The organism is Streptomyces sp. NBC_00258, from assembly GCF_036182465.1.
Lineage (GTDB): Bacteria > Actinomycetota > Actinomycetes > Streptomycetales > Streptomycetaceae > Streptomyces.
Genome location: NZ_CP108081.1, coordinates 5505444 through 5523009, shown reverse-complemented (window position 1 = coordinate 5523009; position 17566 = coordinate 5505444). Strand labels below are relative to the sequence as shown.

At 70.6% G+C, this 17566-nt stretch carries 17 protein-coding genes and 1 tRNA gene; 12 read left to right on the top strand and 6 right to left on the bottom strand.

All coding sequences use genetic code 11. The annotated features are described in order from the left end of the window. Positions 1-97: 97 nt before the first annotated feature. A complete protein-coding gene (locus OG718_RS24440; RefSeq protein ID WP_328845157.1) occupies positions 98-724 on the bottom strand; it encodes a 5-formyltetrahydrofolate cyclo-ligase in 627 nt (208 codons plus the stop codon). A 94-nt stretch (positions 725-818) separates the two neighbouring features. On the opposite strand from OG718_RS24440, the gene galU reads away from it, so the two are divergent. The 7 genes from galU (at position 819) to OG718_RS24405 (ending at position 6522) form a co-directional block, all read left to right on the top strand. Further along, entirely contained in the window at positions 819-1721 is a 903-nt protein-coding gene (galU, locus tag OG718_RS24435; protein ID WP_143638862.1) for a UTP--glucose-1-phosphate uridylyltransferase GalU, read from the top strand. A gap of 4 nt (positions 1722-1725) precedes the next feature. Further along, a complete protein-coding gene (gene glp / locus OG718_RS24430; RefSeq protein ID WP_143638864.1) occupies positions 1726-3048 on the top strand; it encodes a molybdotransferase-like divisome protein Glp in 1323 nt (440 codons plus the stop codon). Between the two features lie 63 nt (positions 3049-3111). Beyond that, the gene (moaC, locus tag OG718_RS24425) at positions 3112-3591 is read left to right on the top strand and encodes a cyclic pyranopterin monophosphate synthase MoaC (protein ID WP_143638866.1); all 480 of its coding nucleotides are present in this window, start codon (positions 3112-3114) and stop codon (positions 3589-3591) included. Continuing rightward, positions 3588-4136: a MogA/MoaB family molybdenum cofactor biosynthesis protein gene (locus tag OG718_RS24420; protein ID WP_143638867.1), complete on the top strand. Its 549-nt coding sequence runs from the start codon at positions 3588-3590 to the stop codon at positions 4134-4136. The genes moaC and OG718_RS24420 overlap by 4 nt, the downstream gene beginning before the upstream one ends. Next, positions 4133-4792, top strand: a complete 660-nt coding sequence (locus tag OG718_RS24415) for a GNAT family N-acetyltransferase (protein ID WP_063997313.1) — start codon at positions 4133-4135, stop codon at positions 4790-4792. Before OG718_RS24420 ends, OG718_RS24415 begins: the two co-directional genes overlap by 4 nt. Positions 4793-4969: 177 nt before the next feature. Next, positions 4970-6340: a divisome protein SepX/GlpR gene (gene sepX, locus OG718_RS24410; protein ID WP_328845156.1), complete on the top strand. Its 1371-nt coding sequence runs from the start codon at positions 4970-4972 to the stop codon at positions 6338-6340. Between the two features lie 108 nt (positions 6341-6448). Then, a tRNA-Ala gene (locus OG718_RS24405) sits at positions 6449-6522 on the top strand. Positions 6523-6880: 358 nt separating this feature from the next. Here the strand turns inward: OG718_RS24405 and OG718_RS24400 are convergent. After that, a complete protein-coding gene (locus tag OG718_RS24400; RefSeq protein ID WP_328845155.1) occupies positions 6881-7141 on the bottom strand; it encodes a hypothetical protein in 261 nt (86 codons plus the stop codon). A gap of 206 nt (positions 7142-7347) precedes the next feature. Continuing rightward, complete coding sequence (locus tag OG718_RS24395; RefSeq protein WP_328845154.1) at positions 7348-9564, bottom strand: alpha-L-fucosidase; 2217 nt, start codon at positions 9562-9564, stop codon at positions 7348-7350. Positions 9565-9766: 202 nt separating this feature from the next. On the opposite strand from OG718_RS24395, the gene OG718_RS24390 reads away from it, so the two are divergent. Further along, positions 9767-10510 carry a FadR/GntR family transcriptional regulator gene (locus OG718_RS24390; RefSeq protein ID WP_328847823.1) on the top strand — a complete coding sequence of 248 codons (744 nt, stop codon included), beginning with the start codon at positions 9767-9769 and terminating at the stop codon, positions 10508-10510. Between the two features lie 255 nt (positions 10511-10765). Here the strand turns inward: OG718_RS24390 and OG718_RS24385 are convergent, their stop codons facing one another. Both OG718_RS24385 and OG718_RS24380 read right to left on the bottom strand, forming a co-directional pair. After that, entirely contained in the window at positions 10766-11833 is a 1068-nt protein-coding gene (locus OG718_RS24385) for a hypothetical protein (protein ID WP_143638873.1), read from the bottom strand. A 131-nt stretch (positions 11834-11964) separates the two neighbouring features. Beyond that, on the bottom strand, positions 11965-12441 hold the full coding sequence (locus tag OG718_RS24380; protein WP_306938561.1) for a GNAT family N-acetyltransferase: 477 nt from the start codon (positions 12439-12441) through the stop codon (positions 11965-11967). A 92-nt stretch (positions 12442-12533) separates the two neighbouring features. On the opposite strand from OG718_RS24380, the gene OG718_RS24375 reads away from it, so the two are divergent. Next, positions 12534-13358 (top strand): exodeoxyribonuclease III, encoded by an 825-nt coding sequence (locus tag OG718_RS24375; protein ID WP_143638876.1) that lies wholly within the window; start codon positions 12534-12536, stop codon positions 13356-13358. On the opposite strand, the gene OG718_RS24370 is transcribed toward OG718_RS24375, so the two are convergent. Continuing rightward, on the bottom strand, positions 13346-13981 hold the full coding sequence (locus tag OG718_RS24370) for a MerR family transcriptional regulator (protein WP_143639311.1): 636 nt from the start codon (positions 13979-13981) through the stop codon (positions 13346-13348). The two genes, OG718_RS24375 and OG718_RS24370, sit on opposite strands and share 13 nt — an antisense overlap. Before the next feature lie 164 nt (positions 13982-14145). Here OG718_RS24370 and OG718_RS24365 point away from each other — a divergent pair, with 164 nt between their 5' ends. From OG718_RS24365 to OG718_RS24355, 3 genes are read left to right on the top strand one after another with little or no spacing between them, the layout of a single operon-like run. After that, a complete protein-coding gene (locus OG718_RS24365; protein WP_328845153.1) occupies positions 14146-15675 on the top strand; it encodes a flavin-containing monooxygenase in 1530 nt (509 codons plus the stop codon). Further along, a complete protein-coding gene (locus tag OG718_RS24360) occupies positions 15672-16595 on the top strand; it encodes an alpha/beta fold hydrolase (RefSeq protein WP_328845152.1) in 924 nt (307 codons plus the stop codon). Before OG718_RS24365 ends, OG718_RS24360 begins: the two co-directional genes overlap by 4 nt. Further along, positions 16592-17476, top strand: a complete 885-nt coding sequence (locus tag OG718_RS24355; protein WP_143638882.1) for an SDR family oxidoreductase — start codon at positions 16592-16594, stop codon at positions 17474-17476. The genes OG718_RS24360 and OG718_RS24355 overlap by 4 nt, the downstream gene beginning before the upstream one ends. Positions 17477-17566: the final 90 nt, after the last annotated feature.

Below are 17566 nucleotides of genomic sequence, written 5' to 3'. Positions count from 1 at the left end.
ACGCGCGCGTGGAGGGCCGTTCTCACGTGGTGCCGCCCCTGCGGGAGCGGTCGCGGCCCCTACGGAGAGGCCGAGGCTCCCACCGTGCGACCGGCCTCTACGGAGAGGGCCGGCGGAAGCGGCGTACTCCCGAAGGGGTCACCACCGCGTGCACCGGCCGGTCGTGCGGCTCCCCGGGGACGCGGTCGACCACTTCGGAGTCGTACAGCAGCACCACAAGGGCCGGATCCGCGCCCGCCCGGTCGAGCCGCGCCAGCACCCGGTCGTACGATCCTCCGCCCCGGCCGAGCCGCGTCCCGCGCGCGTCCACGGCCAGGCCCGGCAGCAGCACGGCGTCGGCCGCGAGCACGGCGTCCGGACCCAGCCGCTCGCCCGCGGGCTCCAAGAGAGCCATCTTTCCCCGGTGTTGTACGGCGACGAGCGAGCCCTCTCCGGCGTACGCGCCCCAGTCCAGGTCGTTGTCCGGGAGCAGCGCCGGGAGCAGGACGCGCACGCCGCGCGCGTGGAGTGCGTCGAGGAGCGCACGCGTGCCCGGTTCGCTCCCCACAGACACGTAAGCTGCCACCGTGCGCGCGTGCGCCAGTTCGGGCAGCTCCAGGGCGCGGGTGGCGAGTGCGGCCCCGGATTCCCGCACGTCATCGGCCGTATACCGGCTTCTCACCGTGAGGAACCCTCGCCGCAACAGTCGCTTGCCAGACTCGGGTTCGGGTCCAAGGTGGCTCATAGACTTGTTCCGTACCCTTCATAATGCGCTCATATGAGAACAAATTAACCGGAGCCACAGATTCCATACAAAGGCACCGGATATGGTGTCGGGCATGACTCAGGCACACCCCAGGATCAGCAAGGCTGTCATCCCCGCAGCAGGCCTCGGCACCCGGTTCCTGCCGGCCACCAAAGCCACTCCCAAGGAGATGCTGCCGGTCGTCGACAAGCCGGCGATCCAGTACGTGGTCGAGGAGGCCGCGTCCGCGGGCCTCGATGACGTCCTCATGATCACGGGCCGCAACAAGCGCCCCCTCGAGGACCACTTCGACCGCAACTACGAGCTGGAATCGGCCCTTCAGAAGAAGGGCGACGCCGACCGGCTCGCCAAGGTGCAGGAGTCCAGCGACCTCGCCACCATGCACTACGTCCGCCAGGGCGACCCCAAGGGCCTCGGCCACGCCGTGCTCTGTGCCGCCCCGCACGTCGGCCACGAGCCCTTCGCCGTGCTCCTCGGCGACGACCTGATCGACCCGCGCGACCCGCTGCTCAAGCGCATGGTCGACGTCCAGGAGCAGCACGGCGGCAGCGTGATCGCCCTCATGGAGGTCGCCCCCGAGCAGATCCACCTCTACGGATGCGCGGCCGTCGACGCCACCGACGACAGCGACGTCGTCAAGGTCCACGACCTGGTCGAGAAGCCGAACGCCGCCGACGCCCCGAGCAACTACGCGATCATCGGCCGCTACGTCCTCGACCCCCACGTCTTCGACATACTGCGCAAGACCGAGCCCGGCCGCGGCGGCGAGATCCAGCTCACCGACGCCCTCCAGCAACTCGCGGCCGACGAGAAGATCGGCGGCCCGGTGCACGGCGTGATCTTCAAGGGCCGCCGCTATGACACCGGTGACCGGGGCGACTATCTGCGTGCCATTGTCCGACTCGCGTGCGAACGTGAAGACCTGGGCCCGGACTTCCGGACCTGGCTTCGCAGTTACGTCACCGAGGAGATGTAGCAACTTGAGCAGCGCCGCGACCCGTGTCACCGGCCAGGACCACCTCTGGTCGGTGTCCGAGCACCTGGAGGACATCCTCGCGACCGTCCGCCCCCTCGAAGCCATCGAGCTGCAGCTCCTCGACGCCCAGGGCTGCGTCCTGGTCGAGGACGTCACCGTGCCGGTCTCCCTGCCGCCGTTCGACAACAGCTCGATGGACGGGTACGCGGTCCGGGTCGCCGATGTCGCGGGCGCGAGCGAGGAGTACCCGGCCGTGCTCACGGTCGTCGGCGACGTCGCGGCGGGCGAGTCCGAGCTGCTAAACGTGGGACCCGGCCAGGCCGCCCGCATCATGACGGGTGCCCCGCTGCCGCCCGGCGCCGAGGCCGTCGTCCCCGTGGAGTGGACCGACGGGGGCCTCGGCGAGGGCCCCGTCTCCGGGATGCGCGCCCGCAGCGCGTCCCCCGAGGGCGCCTCCGGCGAGGTCCACGTCCACCGCTCGGCACAGGCACGCGCGCACGTGCGCGCCAAGGGCAGCGACGTGAAGGCCGGCGACCGCGCCCTTGCTGCGGGCACCGTCCTCGGCCCGCCGCAGATCGGCCTGCTCGCCGCGATCGGCCGGGGCACCGTCCGGGTGCGCCCGCGCCCGCGCGTGGTCGTCATGTCCACCGGCAGCGAACTGGTCCAGCCCGACGAGCAGTTGGGCACCGGCCAGATCTACGACTCCAACAGCTTCGCGCTGTGCGCCGCCGCCCGTGACGCCGGCGCGATCGCCTACCGCGTGGGCGCGGTCGCCGACGACGCCGAGACACTCCGCGCCACCATCGAGGACCAGCTCATCCGCGCAGACCTCGTGGTCACCACGGGCGGCGTCAGCGTCGGCGCGTACGACGTCGTCAAGGAGGCCCTGTCCTCCGTCGGCGACGAGGACGAGGCGGGCAGCGGCATCGACTTCCGCAAGCTCGCCATGCAGCCCGGCAAGCCCCAGGGCTTCGGCTCCATCGGCCCCGACCACACCCCGCTGCTCGCGCTCCCGGGCAACCCCGTGTCGTCGTACGTGTCCTTCGAGCTGTTCGTGCGCCCCGCGATCCGCACACTGATGGGCGTCGACGACGTCCACCGGTCCACCACCAGGGCGACCCTCCGTACGGACAAGGCGCTCACCTCGCCCGCCGGACGCCGTCAATTCCTGCGCGGACGGTACGCGGACGGGGAGGTGACGCCCGTCGGCGGCGCCGGATCCCACCTGATCGCGGCCCTCGCGCACGCGAACGCGCTGATCGTCGTCCCCGAGTCCGACGAGTCCGTGGAGCCCGGCACCGAGGTCGACGTGGTCCTCCTCGGCTGAAGGCCCCGAGTTGGGGGTACCGTGTCGCGCACAACAGGCCCGACCGGGAGCGCCCCAGCCATCATGAGTACGCAGGACCGACTGACCCACATCGACGAGGCGGGCGCCGCCCGCATGGTGGATGTGTCCGAGAAGGACGTGACCGCCCGCACGGCCCGCGCGAGCGGTCGCGTCCTCGTCTCGCCCCGCGTGATCGAGCTGCTGCGCGGCGAGGGGGTCCCCAAGGGAGACGCCCTCGCCACCGCGCGCATCGCGGGCATCATGGGCGCCAAGCGCACACCGGATCTGATCCCGCTCTGTCACCCGTTGTCGGTGTCGGGTGTCAAGCTTGACCTGTCGGTCGCGGACGACGCCGTCGAGATCCTGGCCACCGTGAAGACCACCGACCGCACGGGCGTCGAGATGGAGGCCCTCACCGCGGTCACCGTCGCGGCTCTCACCGTGATCGACATGGTCAAGGCGGTCGACAAGGGGGCGGTCATCACGGACGTGCGTGTGGAGGAGAAGACGGGCGGCAAGTCCGGCGACTGGAGCCGGGCATGACGGCGGCACCGGCCGAACCACCGATCGGCGGCGCGCTGACCGCCCCGTACAGCGCGCTCGTCGTGACGGCCTCGAACCGGGCTGCGGCGGGTGTCTACGAGGACAGGGGCGGGCCCCTGATCGCGGAGGGGCTCATGAAGTTCGGCTTCGCGGTCGACGGACCGTGGGTGGTCCCTGACGGTGACCCCGTCGAGAACGCCCTGCGGGTGGGCGCCCAGGCCGGGTACGACGTCATCGTGACCACCGGCGGCACGGGCATCTCACCCACCGACCGCACCCCCGAGGCCACGCGCGAGGTGATCACGTACGAGGTGCCGGGCATTCCCGAGGCCATCAGGGCGTTCGGAAGGGAGAAGGTGCCCACGGCGGCGCTCTCCCGGGGCCTCGCCGGGGTCGCGGAGAGGACACTGATCGTGAACCTTCCCGGTTCCACCGGCGGGGTGCGGGACGGTCTCGCCGTCCTCGAACCCCTCCTGATCCACGCCGTCGAGCAGATCCGCGGCGGCGACCACCCCAGACCCAGCGGCAGTGGGGGTGTGAGCTGAACAGCCCATCCTGGCCGGTCGAGCTGGTGGACGGCGATGTGGTCCTCCGGCCCATAAAGCTGCGCGACCAGCGGGCCTGGCGCGACGTGAACCGCCGTAACCGGGACTGGCTGCGCCCCTGGGAGGCGACCATCCCGCCGCCCACGCCCAGCGGGCCGATCGCCCACCGGCCGACCTATCGCCAGATGGTCCGGCATCTGCGCGCCGAGGCGAACTCGGGGCGGATGCTGCCGTTCGTCATCGAGTACCAGGGGCGGCTCGTCGGGCAGTTGACGGTCGCCGGAATCACCTGGGGCTCGATGTGCTCGGGCCATATCGGCTACTGGGTGGACGAGGCGGTCGCCGGTCGCGGAGTGATGCCGACTGCCGTGGCGCTTGTGTCCGACCACTGCTTCCGAACCGTTGGTCTGCACCGCATCGAGGTCTGTATTCGGCCCGAGAACGGACCGAGCCGACGGGTCGTGGAGAAACTCGGATTCCGCGACGAAGGCCTTCGTCCACGTTATCTCCACATCGACGGCGCCTGGCGTGACCACCTCGTCTTCGCGCTCACGGCCGAAGAGGTGCCCGAAGGACTGCTGGCCCGCTGGCGGCGGACACGCTCGCGGAACACGTCCGAAAACTCACCGCGGGACACCCCCCGGAACACCGCGTAAATGAAATGGGTGTTCGAAAGTGATCGGCGATCGACCATCCTCGGGCATTAATTTCGCGCCCCTGGCGGCCTGCTGATCGCATCGGTCACAAAAAAAGCTCGAAATATCAGCCAGATCGTGCGACACACCGGCTCAATTGGCAGATGGCCTCACGCAAACCCCTCTACCGTGTGAGGCGTGAGCAGCAGCGGCCTCATCTACGCAGTCATTGTCGGGGCCTGGGCCGCCTACTTGGTGCCTATGTGGCTCCGTAGGCAGGACGAGCTGAATGAGGCCCGTCCGACGGAACGCTTCAGCACCGCCATCCGGCTTCTGTCCGGCCGGGCGGGCATGGAGCGCCGGTACGCCAAGGACCTGCGGGCGCGCTCCGCCGAAGAGGGGGAGCACCACGCCGACCCGGACGGCGTCACCGACTCGGTGGACGTCCGGGCCTTCGCCATGCCTCCGACCCGTCGCGAGGTACGGGCCGACGCCGACGACGTACGGGATGCACGAGACGTGCGTGACGGACGGGACGCGCGGGACGAAGCGCGGTCCGAGGGTCAGGCACAGGCGCAGCCCGCTTCGAGGCAGACGCCGAAGAAGGCGTCGAAACACGCACCGGAACAGGCGGCACGGCAGGCGTCGAGACAGGTGTCCGCGACGGTGCCGAAGCCCGGCTCCCCGGCCGGTGCCGCCCACCCCGCACCGAAGTCCGGCCGTGCGGCGGACGGCCGGCCGGTACCCCGGCAGGGCGCCAAGCCCTCGTCGGACGGAGCGTCCGCGTCGTCTCCCGCCAGGCGGGCCGCGGCCGCGGAGGCAGCGGCGCGCGCCCGGCGCTCGAAGGTGCTCGCGCGCCGGCGGCGTACGACGGTCATGCTCTTCATGGCCTTCACGCTCGGCGCGATCGTCGCGGCCGTCGGCGGACTCGCGTTCCTGTGGGCGCCCGGGGTGCCCGCGGTGATGCTGAGCGTCTACATCGCCTATCTGCGCTCCCAGGAGCGCCGGCGCTTCACCTACGTGATGGACCGCAGGCGGGCCGAGGTCGCGGCGCAGCGACTGCGGGAGCGTCAGCCCAGGCGGCGGCCGCCCACCGACCCGGGTGCCGCGGACGAGCCGGAGGACGGACCCGAGGCCGACACCGATCCCGGTCTGTCCGCGCTCGCCGCCGACCGCCGTGCCCTCGTCGAGCAGACCGACCACGCCGAGTGGGTCGACCAGCAGCGCGAGCGCCGCAGCGGCCCCTCCGGCGGTGACAGCTGGGACCCCGTCCCGGTGCCGCTGCCGACGTACGTGACCGCCCCGGTCGCCCCTCGCGCCACGTCCGACGTCGACCTGGGCGGACCCGACGCCTGGAGTTCGGCCCGGTCCAGCACGGTCGAACCGAACGCCGACCGCCCGACGGCCGAGGCGGGAGAGGAGCTCGGCGAGCCCGACGCGGACGACGCGTCGGACAGCGCCGCGGACGCCCGGCGCGCGGCCTCGGCCCGCCGCGCCCGCGAACGCGGCCGCACGCCCCTCTTCGACCAGTACGAGGACGGCGACCGGCCGCGCGCGGCCAACGAGTGACGGCGCCTCAGAAGTCCCGCCGCGGGCCCGCTCCTGACCAGCGGGTGAGGGCCCGGGAACGGATTTCCAAGCACCCTGACCGGGATGCTAGAGTTTCACTCGTTGCAAGGGCCTGTGGCGCAGTCTGGTAGCGCACCTCGTTCGCATCGAGGGGGTCTGGGGTTCAAATCCCCACAGGTCCACGCACACGGCTGTTCTTGAGTTAGCTCGGGAGTAGTTGACGAGATCCCGTCCGATCGGAAGATCGGGCGGGATCTTCGTCGTTTCCGGGTGGTGTCCGGGTCGCTCCGGCGGTGCAGGTGGAGGCCGAGCGGGGTGATCGTCTTGCGCAGGCCCATGTCGTCGGGGAGGCAGCCGCCAGGCCGCGTCCGCACATCTCGGCAAGCCCCGGGCGAGGCCGCGCGGCTGGTAGCCGCGCAGGATGGCGGTGAGGGCGGCGGGCCGGGTCGCGGGCGGGCGGGACGCGGACTCGCGGATGCGATCGGCGAGGCCGGCGAGCCCCGCCGACCGCCTCACGGGCGACCGGCTCCCCGTCGGATGTCACCCGCTCACCGGTGCCGCTTGCGCCCGCTCCTGCCCGCGGAGCGCGGCGGAAGTACGCAAGGCCTGGGCCGGCAGTTGCCTGAGCTCTTCGAGTCCGGCCCGGTCCGGGTGCGCGGATTCCAGCGCGGCGGCAACCGCGTCCCTGGCCTCGGGGCCCTGGGCGCGCGGCGCCTCCTTCGCGCCCTCCCGGCCGCCCGCCGGCTCCACGAGCTGCAGCAGGCTCTCGGCGAGCACCCGCAGATGCTCGGCGTCGGTCATGTCCGCGGGGTGACAACAGCTCACGGTGCGCCAGAGCGCTCAGTGCGAGCGGTGCCACCACGGCGTCGTCGCGCAGCGCACGCAGCAGCCGTTCGCCCTCGCCGTTCAGGCGACGCCGCCGGCAGCACGTCGAACATCGCCTCCGCACGTGTGCGGAGGCGCATGGTCCGTACAGCGTCGGTCGGTTGCCGCGGCGCGGTATCCCGTCAGATCTTGGTGAAGGTCCACAGCAGGTTGGTGCTGGTGCCCCAGGTCCACTGCTTGGTGACGGAGCCGGAGGAGACGTTGCCCCCGCCGTCCAGGACGAGGCCCGTGGTGCGGTTGGCGATGGAGTAGCGGCCGTCGCCGCGGTGGGTGATCAGCCATTGCTGGTTGGTGCCGCCGTTCCACGCCTGCTGCCTGGCCGGGGCGCCGTCGCTCGTGGCGCCCCCACCGTCGGCGACGAGGCCGTTGGCGCGGTTCTCCAGCTTGTGGTGGCCGTTGCCGAGGTCGACCGCGTGCCACTGCAGGTCGGTCGAACCGTCCCAGGTCCGCAGCTTCAGGTCGGAGCCGGCGGGGACGTCGCCGCCGCCGTCCAGGACCAGCCCGTTGGTGACGTTGGTGACGCGGAAGTATGCGGCCGGGTCGAACACGACCTTCAGGGAGGTGATCCTGCTCCGGATCCTGGCGTTGTCGACGGTGAAGGTCCACGACCTACCGGTGAAGTCGTCGCCGGAGTAGCCGACGACCTGGTATCCCGGGGCCAGCCGCAGCGAGGAGAGAGTACGCGGCGGGATGCCGGCGAGGGAGAGCTGTTCGGCGGTGTAGCCGCCGACGGCCAACACGGCGCTGTCACCCGCGTAGTTGGCGCCCTGGTGGGCCACGGCACCGACGAGGGGCCGCAGCGCGGGGATCCGGCCGGAGAAGCGGAGCTTGAGTACGTACGCGGGCGCGTCGAACGGCGCCGTGGACGGCAGGGTCACCTTCAGCCCCGACGCGTCCTGGGCCGGGGCGGGGAGGTCGATGTATTCGCCGGCGGTCGCGCCGAGCAGTTTCACCGAGGACAGCGAGGCCAGATCGATCCGTTCGGAGCCGAGCGTCTCGATCGTGAGCGAACTGCCGGGCCAGCCGAGGGCCGTGGCGTACAGGACCGTGTCCGCCTTGTTGCGGGTGAAGCGGATGTCCTGCGCGGTGCCGGCCGTGGGGCGGGTGAAGGAACCGCCGCCCATCTTCGTCGGGCCCTCGCCGTACGCGGTCCACGCCCGGGTGTCGTAGATCGACTCGCCGTGGCGCTTCAGGTAGTCGCCGATGGCGAGGAGGAGGTCGCGCTGGCCCTGCGGGATGGTGCCGTCGGCCTGCGGGGCGATGTTGAGCAGCATGTTGCCGTTCTTGCTGACCCGGTCGATCAGCGAGTGCAGCATCTGCACGAGCGAGTAGTAGCCGATGCCCTCGGTGTAGCACCAGCTGGTGTTGGAGATGCTGTCGTCGGTCAGCCAGTACGGCGCGGTGAGGTCGGCCGGTCCGCCCCGCTCGTAGTCGAAGACCTCGCCGTGGGCGTTGAGCCCGTCCTTGTAGGTGGCGACGACTTCCTTGCCCCACTTGTTCGCCTGGTTGTAGTAGTACGCCAGGAAGTTCAGCCGTTGCGTCTCGTCGACGTGGTCAAGTCGCCAGTCCTGCCACAGGATGTCCGGCCGGGCCCGGTCGACGACCTCCTTGAGCTTGTCGAACCACAGTTGGTTCTCCTTCGCCGAACTCAGCTGGCCGTACAGCTTCTTCAAGCTCGGGTCGGACTGAGCGGGTGCGTACTCGTAGTAGCCGGTGTAGTTGTACGCGTGGTGCATCGCCACCAGCAGCTTGAGGTTGCGGGCGCGGATGGCGTCGGTGAACAGATGGAGCAGGTCGAGCCGCGGCCCCTTGGCCACGGAGTTCCACTCGTTGACCTTGCTGTCCCACATCGAGTAGCCGTCGTGGTGCTCGGCGACCGGGCCGGCGAACCGCGCGCCGGCGTCGACGAAGAGCTGCGCCCACTCGTCGGGGTCGAAGTTGCCGCCGGCCGACTTGAGTTTCGGCGCGAACTCCACGTGGTCCCCGGCGAGGTCGTCCGCGCCGTTGATGAAGTTGTGGAGCGGCCAGTCGGCGGGGTTGCCGTAGGTGGCGATGTGGTGCTTGTTCGCCTTGCTGCCCGGCTCGTACATGTTCCGCGGGTACCACTCGCTGTCGTACGCGGGCACGCTGAACACGCCCCAGTGGAAGTAGATGCCGAACTTGGCGTCCCGGAACCACTCGGGGGCCGCCGGATGACGGTTCACCGAGTCCCAGGTGGGCGTGTAGGTGCGCGGGGCCGCCATGGCATTGCCGCCGGCGAACACGTCGGTGACCATCGCGGCCGCCACGACGGACGTGGCACCGGCCAGTAGCCTGCGCCTGCTGATCGATTGCGACACTGCGGAAACCTCCGGCGAAGCGGAACCCATGGGACTTGAGCGCCTGGTGTTACGCACGAACGTCAGGCACGCGACCCTTCACTGTCAACGGGTGTGCAGGGATGAATTGCCCTGACGAGACAGCTGATATGACCGATTTGATGCTCCATCAAGCAGTTCGTGCGGGAAGATACATCACATGTCTTTCGGAGAGAGGTCCCCTTTGTCCCTGACGGACAAGGCCATCGAGCAGATCCGCGAGCTCGTTCGCTCGGGTGCGCTGCCGCCAGGCGCCAAGCTGCCTCCGGAGCCGGACCTGGCCGCGCAGCTGGGGCTCTCGCGCAATCTGGCGAGGGAGGCGGTCAAAGCGCTGGCCGTCGCCCGGGTGCTGGAGGTCAGACGGGGTGACGGCACCTATGTGACCAGCCTGCAGCCGAGTCTGCTGCTGGAGGGTCTCGGGGGTGCGGTGGACCTGCTGCAGAGCGATGCGGGTGCCCTGTTGGACCTGATGGAGGTCAGGCGGCTGCTCGAGCCGGTCGCCACCGCGCTGGCCGCCACCCGGATCTCCGACGAGGACCTGGCCGAGGCGAAGCGGCACCTGGACGCCATGCGGGAGGCCCGCGACGATGTCGAGCAACTCAACGCGCACGACGCGGCGTTCCACCGCGCGGTGGTCGCCGCCACAGGCAACGAGTCACTGGTCACGCTCCTGGAGGGCGTCTCGGGCCGCACCCTGAGGGCCCGCATCTGGCGCGGCCTGGTCGACGGCCAGGCCGCGGGGCGCACCCTCGCTGAGCACGAGGCGATCTTCAGTGCTCTGTCCCGCCGCGACGCCGCACTCAGCCAGGCCGCCGCGCTGCTGCACGTCAGCAACACCGAGCAGTGGCTGCGGGATCACCTGGATGCGACGCCGGTCGCCTCCGGGACGCCGACGACGATCGACGGAGACGGGAGCGGTCAGATGTGACGCCCTGTCGCTCGGCGGTGGGTTCCGCGAAGACATCGGACCGTCCCGTCCGCTCCCCGCCTTCCCCCATGGCGTCGATGTTCCCCACCCGGGTGGGGGCGGGCGGGAAACGATCACCTGCCGGCCGGGAAGCGATCACTCGCAGCCCTCAACTCGGCAGGCCACGGGGACTCGTGAACGCCCCACGCACAGATCGGAGCCCCAGTCGGTATCACCGACCGGGGCTCTGACGTGTTCCCCGCTTCGCCGTGTTCGCTACTTGGCGTTGACCATCTGCAGGTGGTGGCCCGTGACGCGGATGTCCGTGCCGGACGCGGGGACAACGGCCATGGTGATCAGGGAGTTCGTGCGGGTGAGGCCGCTCGTGCTGGTCCTGCCGTCCAGATAGACGTCCGTGACCGTGGGCAGGTCGTCGATGTCCAGCTGGGTGCCACAGCGAGGGCCCTCGGCCTTCGGCCAGTTCCGGTAGTCGACGCCGAAGTCGTACAGGGCCAGCGCGCCGCCGTCGGTGGTCTTCAGGCCGTACGCCGTCTCGGCCGCGGTGAAGCCGGGCTCGTACTCGCCGTCGACGCAGCCGTCGTCGAAGGCGGCGCGGTTCGTGTACGCCTTCTTCCAGGTCTTCACGGACGCGGTGTTCACGAAGCTCGCGCCCGTCTTCCTGCCGCCCGTGACGTAGAAGTCCTTGGACAGGTCGCGCAGGTCGTCCAGCTTGACCTTGCCCACGGTGTCCGAGGCCTTGAGGACCGTGACGAAGCCGTCGTCGTCGCGCTCCACGGCCGGCAGCCTGCCGTCGGCCTCGCCGACGGACACCGCCTTCCACTCGGCACCCTTGTTCTTGCTCTTCTCGTAATCCTTCACGTGCTCGAAGACCAGGAGGCGGCGGCGGTCCTTCTCGATGTCCTCGCCGGTCACCCGGGTGTCGACCATGAAGACCTGCGGCGAACCCTTGCGGGGGATGTAGAAGCGGGCGCCCTCCACCGGGTAGTGGAACGGCGTCTTGAAGCTCGCCTGCTCCTTCTTCGGCAGGGCCTTGAACTGGGTGAACGTCGCCTGACTCTGCTGGAGCAGCGCACCGCCCTCCACCTCGGCCGTCCTGTCCGGGGCCTGCGCGGCGTTGGCCGCGTTGTTGACCTTGGCGTAGTTGAGCAGGACGGCCTGCGCCGACTTGAGGGAGATGACGCCCGCCGCGGCGGAGGAGCCGCCCTTGTCGTCCGCGCCGGATGCCTCGGTCCCGCCGTCGGAGCACGCCGTGAGGGCGAGTGCGAGGGCGGTGACGGGCACGGCGGCTCGCAGAAGTCCGGGCGTGCGGCGGCGCGAAGTCATGGGTCCCCTGTCGTGAGGTGTCGTGAGGTGTCGTGAGGCCGGTGGTACGGGTCCGGCCGTCCGGTGCCCGTGGTGAACCGGGCCGATGATCACGACAGGCTAGTGGCCCCGCCCGCGCCGGGCGGGAGTCCTCACAGAAGCTTCGCGAAGCAGCGGCTGTCCTCGTGGAAGCGGTAGTGGCCGAACTTGACGCACGGCTCATAGCCGCTGGAGGCGTAGAGGGCGATGGCCTCGGGCTGCTTGTTGCCGGTCTCCAGGACCATGCGGATGCGGCCGGCCGCGCGGGCGTCGTCCTCCAGGGCCGCCAGGATGCGGCGGGCCAGGCCGTTGCCCCGGGCCTCCTCGATCACGTACATGCGCTTCAGCTCGGCGTCGCCGTCCGAGTAGCCCTCGTCGTTCTCGTCCTGGGTGCGCCAGCCGCCCGTGGCCATCGGGCGCTCCTGGACGTCGTACGCCATCAGGTACAGGCCGGCCGGCGGCTCGAACATCGACGGGTCGAGCGGGGTGACGTCGCCCTCGTCCCCGTAGCGCACGGCGTACTCGGCCTGCACCTGGTCGTTGAGCTTGACGGCGTCGGGGTGGTCGAAGGCGACCCGGCGTATATTCATGCTGAGTATCGTACTTCTATGCGGTGAGTGGGACGGAGGCGTGCGGTGTGCCCGTCCGTGCGGAGGGCTCGGCCGGGCGCTGTGCACATCCAGTGTGCCGGTATCGTGCCCGGGTGCTGACTGTGACCTCTGTGAATGTGAACGGGCTCCGGGCCGCCGCCAAGAAGGGCTTCGTGGAGTGGCTGGCGGAGACGTCCGCCGACGCGCTGTGCCTCCAGGAGGTACGGGCCGAGCCCCAGCAACTCCCGGAGGGCGTACGGCAGCCCGAGGGATGGCATGTCGTGCACGCGCCCGCCGCCGCGAAGGGGCGGGCCGGCGTCTCCCTCTACACGCGCCGCGAGCCCGACCGCGTCCAGGTCGGCTTCGGGTCCGCCGAGTTCGACGGCAGCGGACGGTACGTCGAGGCCGACCTGCCCGGCGTCACCGTCGCCAGCCTGTACCTGCCCTCCGGCGAGGTCGGCACCGAGCGGCAGGACGAGAAGGTCCGGTTCATGGACGAGTTCCTCGCCTACCTGAAGGACCTGCGCGAGCGGGCCGCCGCCGACGGGCGCGAGGTCGTCGTCTGCGGCGACTGGAACATCGCCCACCAAGAGGCCGACCTCAAGAACTGGCGCGGCAACCGGAAGAACTCCGGCTTCCTGCCGGAGGAGCGCGAATGGCTCGGCCGCGTCCTCGACGAGACGGAGGGCGGGTACGTGGACGTCGTACGCGCGCTCCATCCGGACGTGGAGGGGCCGTACTCGTGGTGGTCGTACCGGGGGCGGGCCTTCGACAACGATTCAGGGTGGAGGATCGACTACCAGGTCGCCACGCCCGGTCTCGCGGCCAAGGCCGTCAAGGGATTCGTGGAGCGGGCGGCCACGCACGACGAGCGGTGGTCGGATCATGCGCCGGTGACCGCGGTCTACGACCTCTGACCCCGTAGGCGCCGGTCCAGCGCCATCGAGAGCTCCGCCTCCACCACGCTCTTCGCCAGCGGGCGCAGGCGTTGGAGGTCCTCCGCGGTGCGGTCGGCCGTTCCGGTTGTGAGGACGAGGGCGGCGAACAACTCGGCCAGGGCGTCGGCGTGTTCGCGGACCCGGTGGGCCGCGGCGAGGACGTCCGCCAGGGGGATGCCCTCGCGGACCAGGGCCGCCGACGTGTCCAGCAGGCGGCGGCTGATGTGGACGAGGTCCGTGCCGTCGGTGGCGAGGTAGCCGAGGTCGAGGGCCGCGGCGAGGTTCTCCGGGGTGTCCTGGCCCGCGAAGACGTCCGCCAGTTCCTCCGGCGAGAGGCGGACCGGGGTCTCCTCGGTGGGCGCGCCCAGACCGAGGAGCTCGCCGACGTCGCGGCCGTGGTCGAAGGCCTCGGAGAGTTCCGCGATGCCGTTGAGCGTGTGGCCGCGTTCCAGGAGCGCGGCGATCGTGCGCAGCCGGGCCAGGTGGTCCTCGTCGTACCAGGCGATCCGGCCCTCGCGGCGCGGTGGCGGGATCAACTTGCGCTCGCGGTAGAAGCGCAGCGTGCGCACGGTGATGCCGGCCTCCCTGGCCAGCTCCTCCATTCGGTACTCCCGCTTGTCCGCCACGCCGGAAGCCTATGTCGTACCGTCGGTAACTTTCCTTCCTCCAGACCCTACCCATCGGTATGGAGCTGCTCTACGCTCCAATTGCGCCAGTGTTCACTGGCGGAGTCGGCAGCGTCGTACGCGGCAATGGAGGCGTCGGGATGACCGAGCACGAGCATGTACGGGTGGCGGTGATCGGCTCCGGATTCGGTGGGCTCGGAGCCGCTGTGCGGTTGCGCCGTGAGGGCGTCACCGACTTCGTCGTCCTGGAGCGGGCCGACAGCCTGGGCGGGACCTGGCGGGACAACAGCTATCCGGGCTGCGCCTGTGACGTGCCGTCCCACCTCTACTCGTTCTCGTTCGCGCCCAACCCCGACTGGCCGCGCACCTTCTCCGGGCAGGAGCACATCCGCGCCTATCTGGAGCACGTCGCCGACGTCTTCCGGCTCCGGTCGCATCTTCGCTTCAACTCGGAGGTGAAGATGATGACGTGGGACGCGGAGCGGCTGCGCTGGGTCATCGAGACCAGCAGTGGGACCCTTACCGCCGATGTCGTCGTGTCCGCGACCGGGCCGCTGTCCGACCCCAAGGTCCCCGACGTTCCCGGCATCGACACCTTTCCCGGCAAGGTCTTCCACTCGGCCCGCTGGGACCACGACTACGACCTGCGCGGCAAGCGGGTCGCGATGGTCGGCACGGGCGCCTCGGCCATCCAGATCGTGCCGGCCATCCAGCCGGACGTCGCGAAGCTCACCGTCCTCCAGCGCACCCCGCCCTGGGTGATGCCCCGCGTCGACCGGGCCATCAGCGGGGCCGAGCGCTGGCTCCACCGGCAGCTGCCCTTCACCTCGCAGGCCCGGCGCGGACTCCTGTGGGGCCTGCGGGAGTTGCAGGTCCAGGCGTTCACCAAGCGGCCCAACGAGCTGGGCCTGGTCGAGCAGCTGGCCAAGCGGAACATGGCCCGGGCCATCAAGGACCCCGAGCTCAGGGCCAAGTTGACCCCGTCCTACCGCATCGGCTGCAAGCGCATCCTGCTCTCCAGCACGTACTACCCGGCCCTCGCGCAGCCCAATGTGGACGTGGTCGCGAGCGGGCTCAGCGAGGTCCGCGGGTCGACCGTCGTGGCCGCCGACGGGAGCGAGGCCGAGGTCGACGCGATCGTCTTCGGCACGGGCTTCCACGTGACCGACATGCCGATCGCCGAGCGGGTCGTCGGGGCGGAGGGCAGGACGCTCGCCGAGGCGTGGCGGTCCGGCATGAAGTCGCTGCGGGGCGCGACGGCGGCCGGGTTCCCCAACTGGATGACGATCATCGGGCCGAACACCGGCCTCGGGAACTCCAGCATGATCCTGATGATCGAGTCCCAGCTCAACTACATGGCCGACTACGTGAAGCAGTTGGCGGTGCTCGGCGGGCCGGCCGCCCTCGACGCACGGCCCGGCGCGGTCGACGCCTGGAACCACCGGGTCCAGGAGCGTATGAAGCGCACGGTCTGGAACACCGGCGGCTGCACGAGTTGGTACCTCGACGAGAACGGCGTCAACACGACCATCTGGCCCGGTACGACGACGGAGTTCCGCGGTGCGACGCGGCGCGTGGACCTGGCGGAGTACGACCTGCTGCGCCCGCCGCCCGCCCCGGAGGCGGCACCCGGGCGTCGTACGAAGAAGACGGTGGAGGCGGGCGCGTGAGTCGGCTGATGCATGTGGCGTCCGGTCCTTACGCGCCGCCCGTTCCCGCGCGCGAGCTGACCGCCGTCTCCGCGGACGGGGCCCGGCTGCACGTCGAGGTGCACGGGCCCGACGGGGCACCAGCGGTGGTGCTCTCGCACGGGTGGACGTGCTCGACCGCCTTCTGGGCGGCGCAGATCAGGGACCTCGCCACCGACCATCGCGTGATCGCGTACGACCAGCGGGGCCACGGGCGCAGTCCCGTGAACCCCGTGTGCAGTGCGGACGCGCTCGCCGACGATCTGGAGGCGGTGCTGGCCGCCACGCTCGCGCCCGGGGAGAAGGCCGTCCTGGCCGGGCACTCCATGGGAGGTATGACGCTGATGGCCGCGGCCGGGCGGGACCGGTTCCGGGAGCACGCGGGTGCCGTGCTGCTGTGCAGTACGGGCAGCTCGCGGCTGGTCGCCGAGTCGCTGGTCGTGCCGATGCGGGCCGGTGGGCCGCGGACCTGGCTGACCAGGAAGGTTCTCGGGTCGCGGGCGCCGCTCGGGCCCGTCACACCGCTCGCCCGGCGGATCCTCAAGTACGCGACGATGGGGGCCGGTTCGGCACCCGGCATGGTCGAGGCGTGCGCGCGGATCGTGCACGCGTGCCCGCGCAAGGTGCGGTACGCCTGGTCGCACGTGCTCGACACACTCGATCTTGACCATCGCGTACGGGAGTTGAGCGTGCCGGTCGCGGTCGTCGTCGGCACGGCCGACCGGATGACGCCCGTCGTGCACGCCCGCGCACTCGTCGCCGCGCTGCCGCACTGTGTCGGATCCACCGAACTGCCCGGGCTCGGGCACATGACCCCGGTCGAGGCGCCCGCGCTGGTCACCACCCGGATACGGGAACTCGTCTCCACATACGTACGGATCCAGCAGAAGGAGGGCGCATGAGCAGGGTCAGCCTGGAAGGGCAGGTCGCCGTCGTCACGGGGGCCGCGCGGGGCGTCGGGGAACTCCTCGCCCGCAAGCTGTCGGCCCGCGGTGCCACGGTCGCTCTCGTCGGCCTGGAGCCGGACGCGTTGAAGCAGGTCGCCGAGCGGCTGCACGGCGAGAGCGGGCACTGGTACGCCGACGTCACCGACCACGAGGCGATGGCGCGGGTCGCGGCGGAGGTGAAGGAGCGGTTCGGGAAGGTCGACATCGTCGTCGCCAACGCCGGGGTCGCCAACGGGGGTCCGTTCGTCGACTCCGACCCGGAGGCGTGGAAGCGGGTCATCGAGGTGAACCTCATCGGGTCGGCGATGACCGCGCGGGCCTTCCTGCCCGTGCTGATGGAGAGCCGTGGGTATCTGCTGCAGATCGCCTCGCTCGCCGCGATCACGCCCGCGCCGATGATGACCGCGTACTGCGCCTCCAAGTCGGGCGTCGAGGCGTACGCGCACAGCCTGCGGGCCGAGGTCGGGTACAAGGGCGTACGCGTGGGGGTCGGGTATCTGTCCTGGACCGACACCGACATGGTGCGCGGGGCCGATCAGGACGACGTCATGCGGGAGTTGAGGCAGCGGCTGCCGTGGCCCGCCAGCAAGACGTATCCGCTCGGGCCGGCCGTCGACCGGATCGTGGCCGGGATCGAGCGGCGGTCCAGCCATGTCTACGGGCAGTGGTGGCTGCGGGGGATGCAGGGGGTACGCGGGTATCTGCCGGGGCTCATCGGATCGGTGGGGCAGCGGGAGATGCGGCGGTTCGCTCCGCGGGTGGGGCAGGTTCCCAAGGGGCTGGTCGGGGCCGGGGGAGAGGCCGATGAGCAGGCACGGAGCACTCTGCGTAACTGACCGTTACTGATCGAAATGCGCGTTTTGTCGGTCCGTGTGAATCTGGTCGAGGCCCCATCCCCCACCCACTACGGGAGTGAATCTCATGGG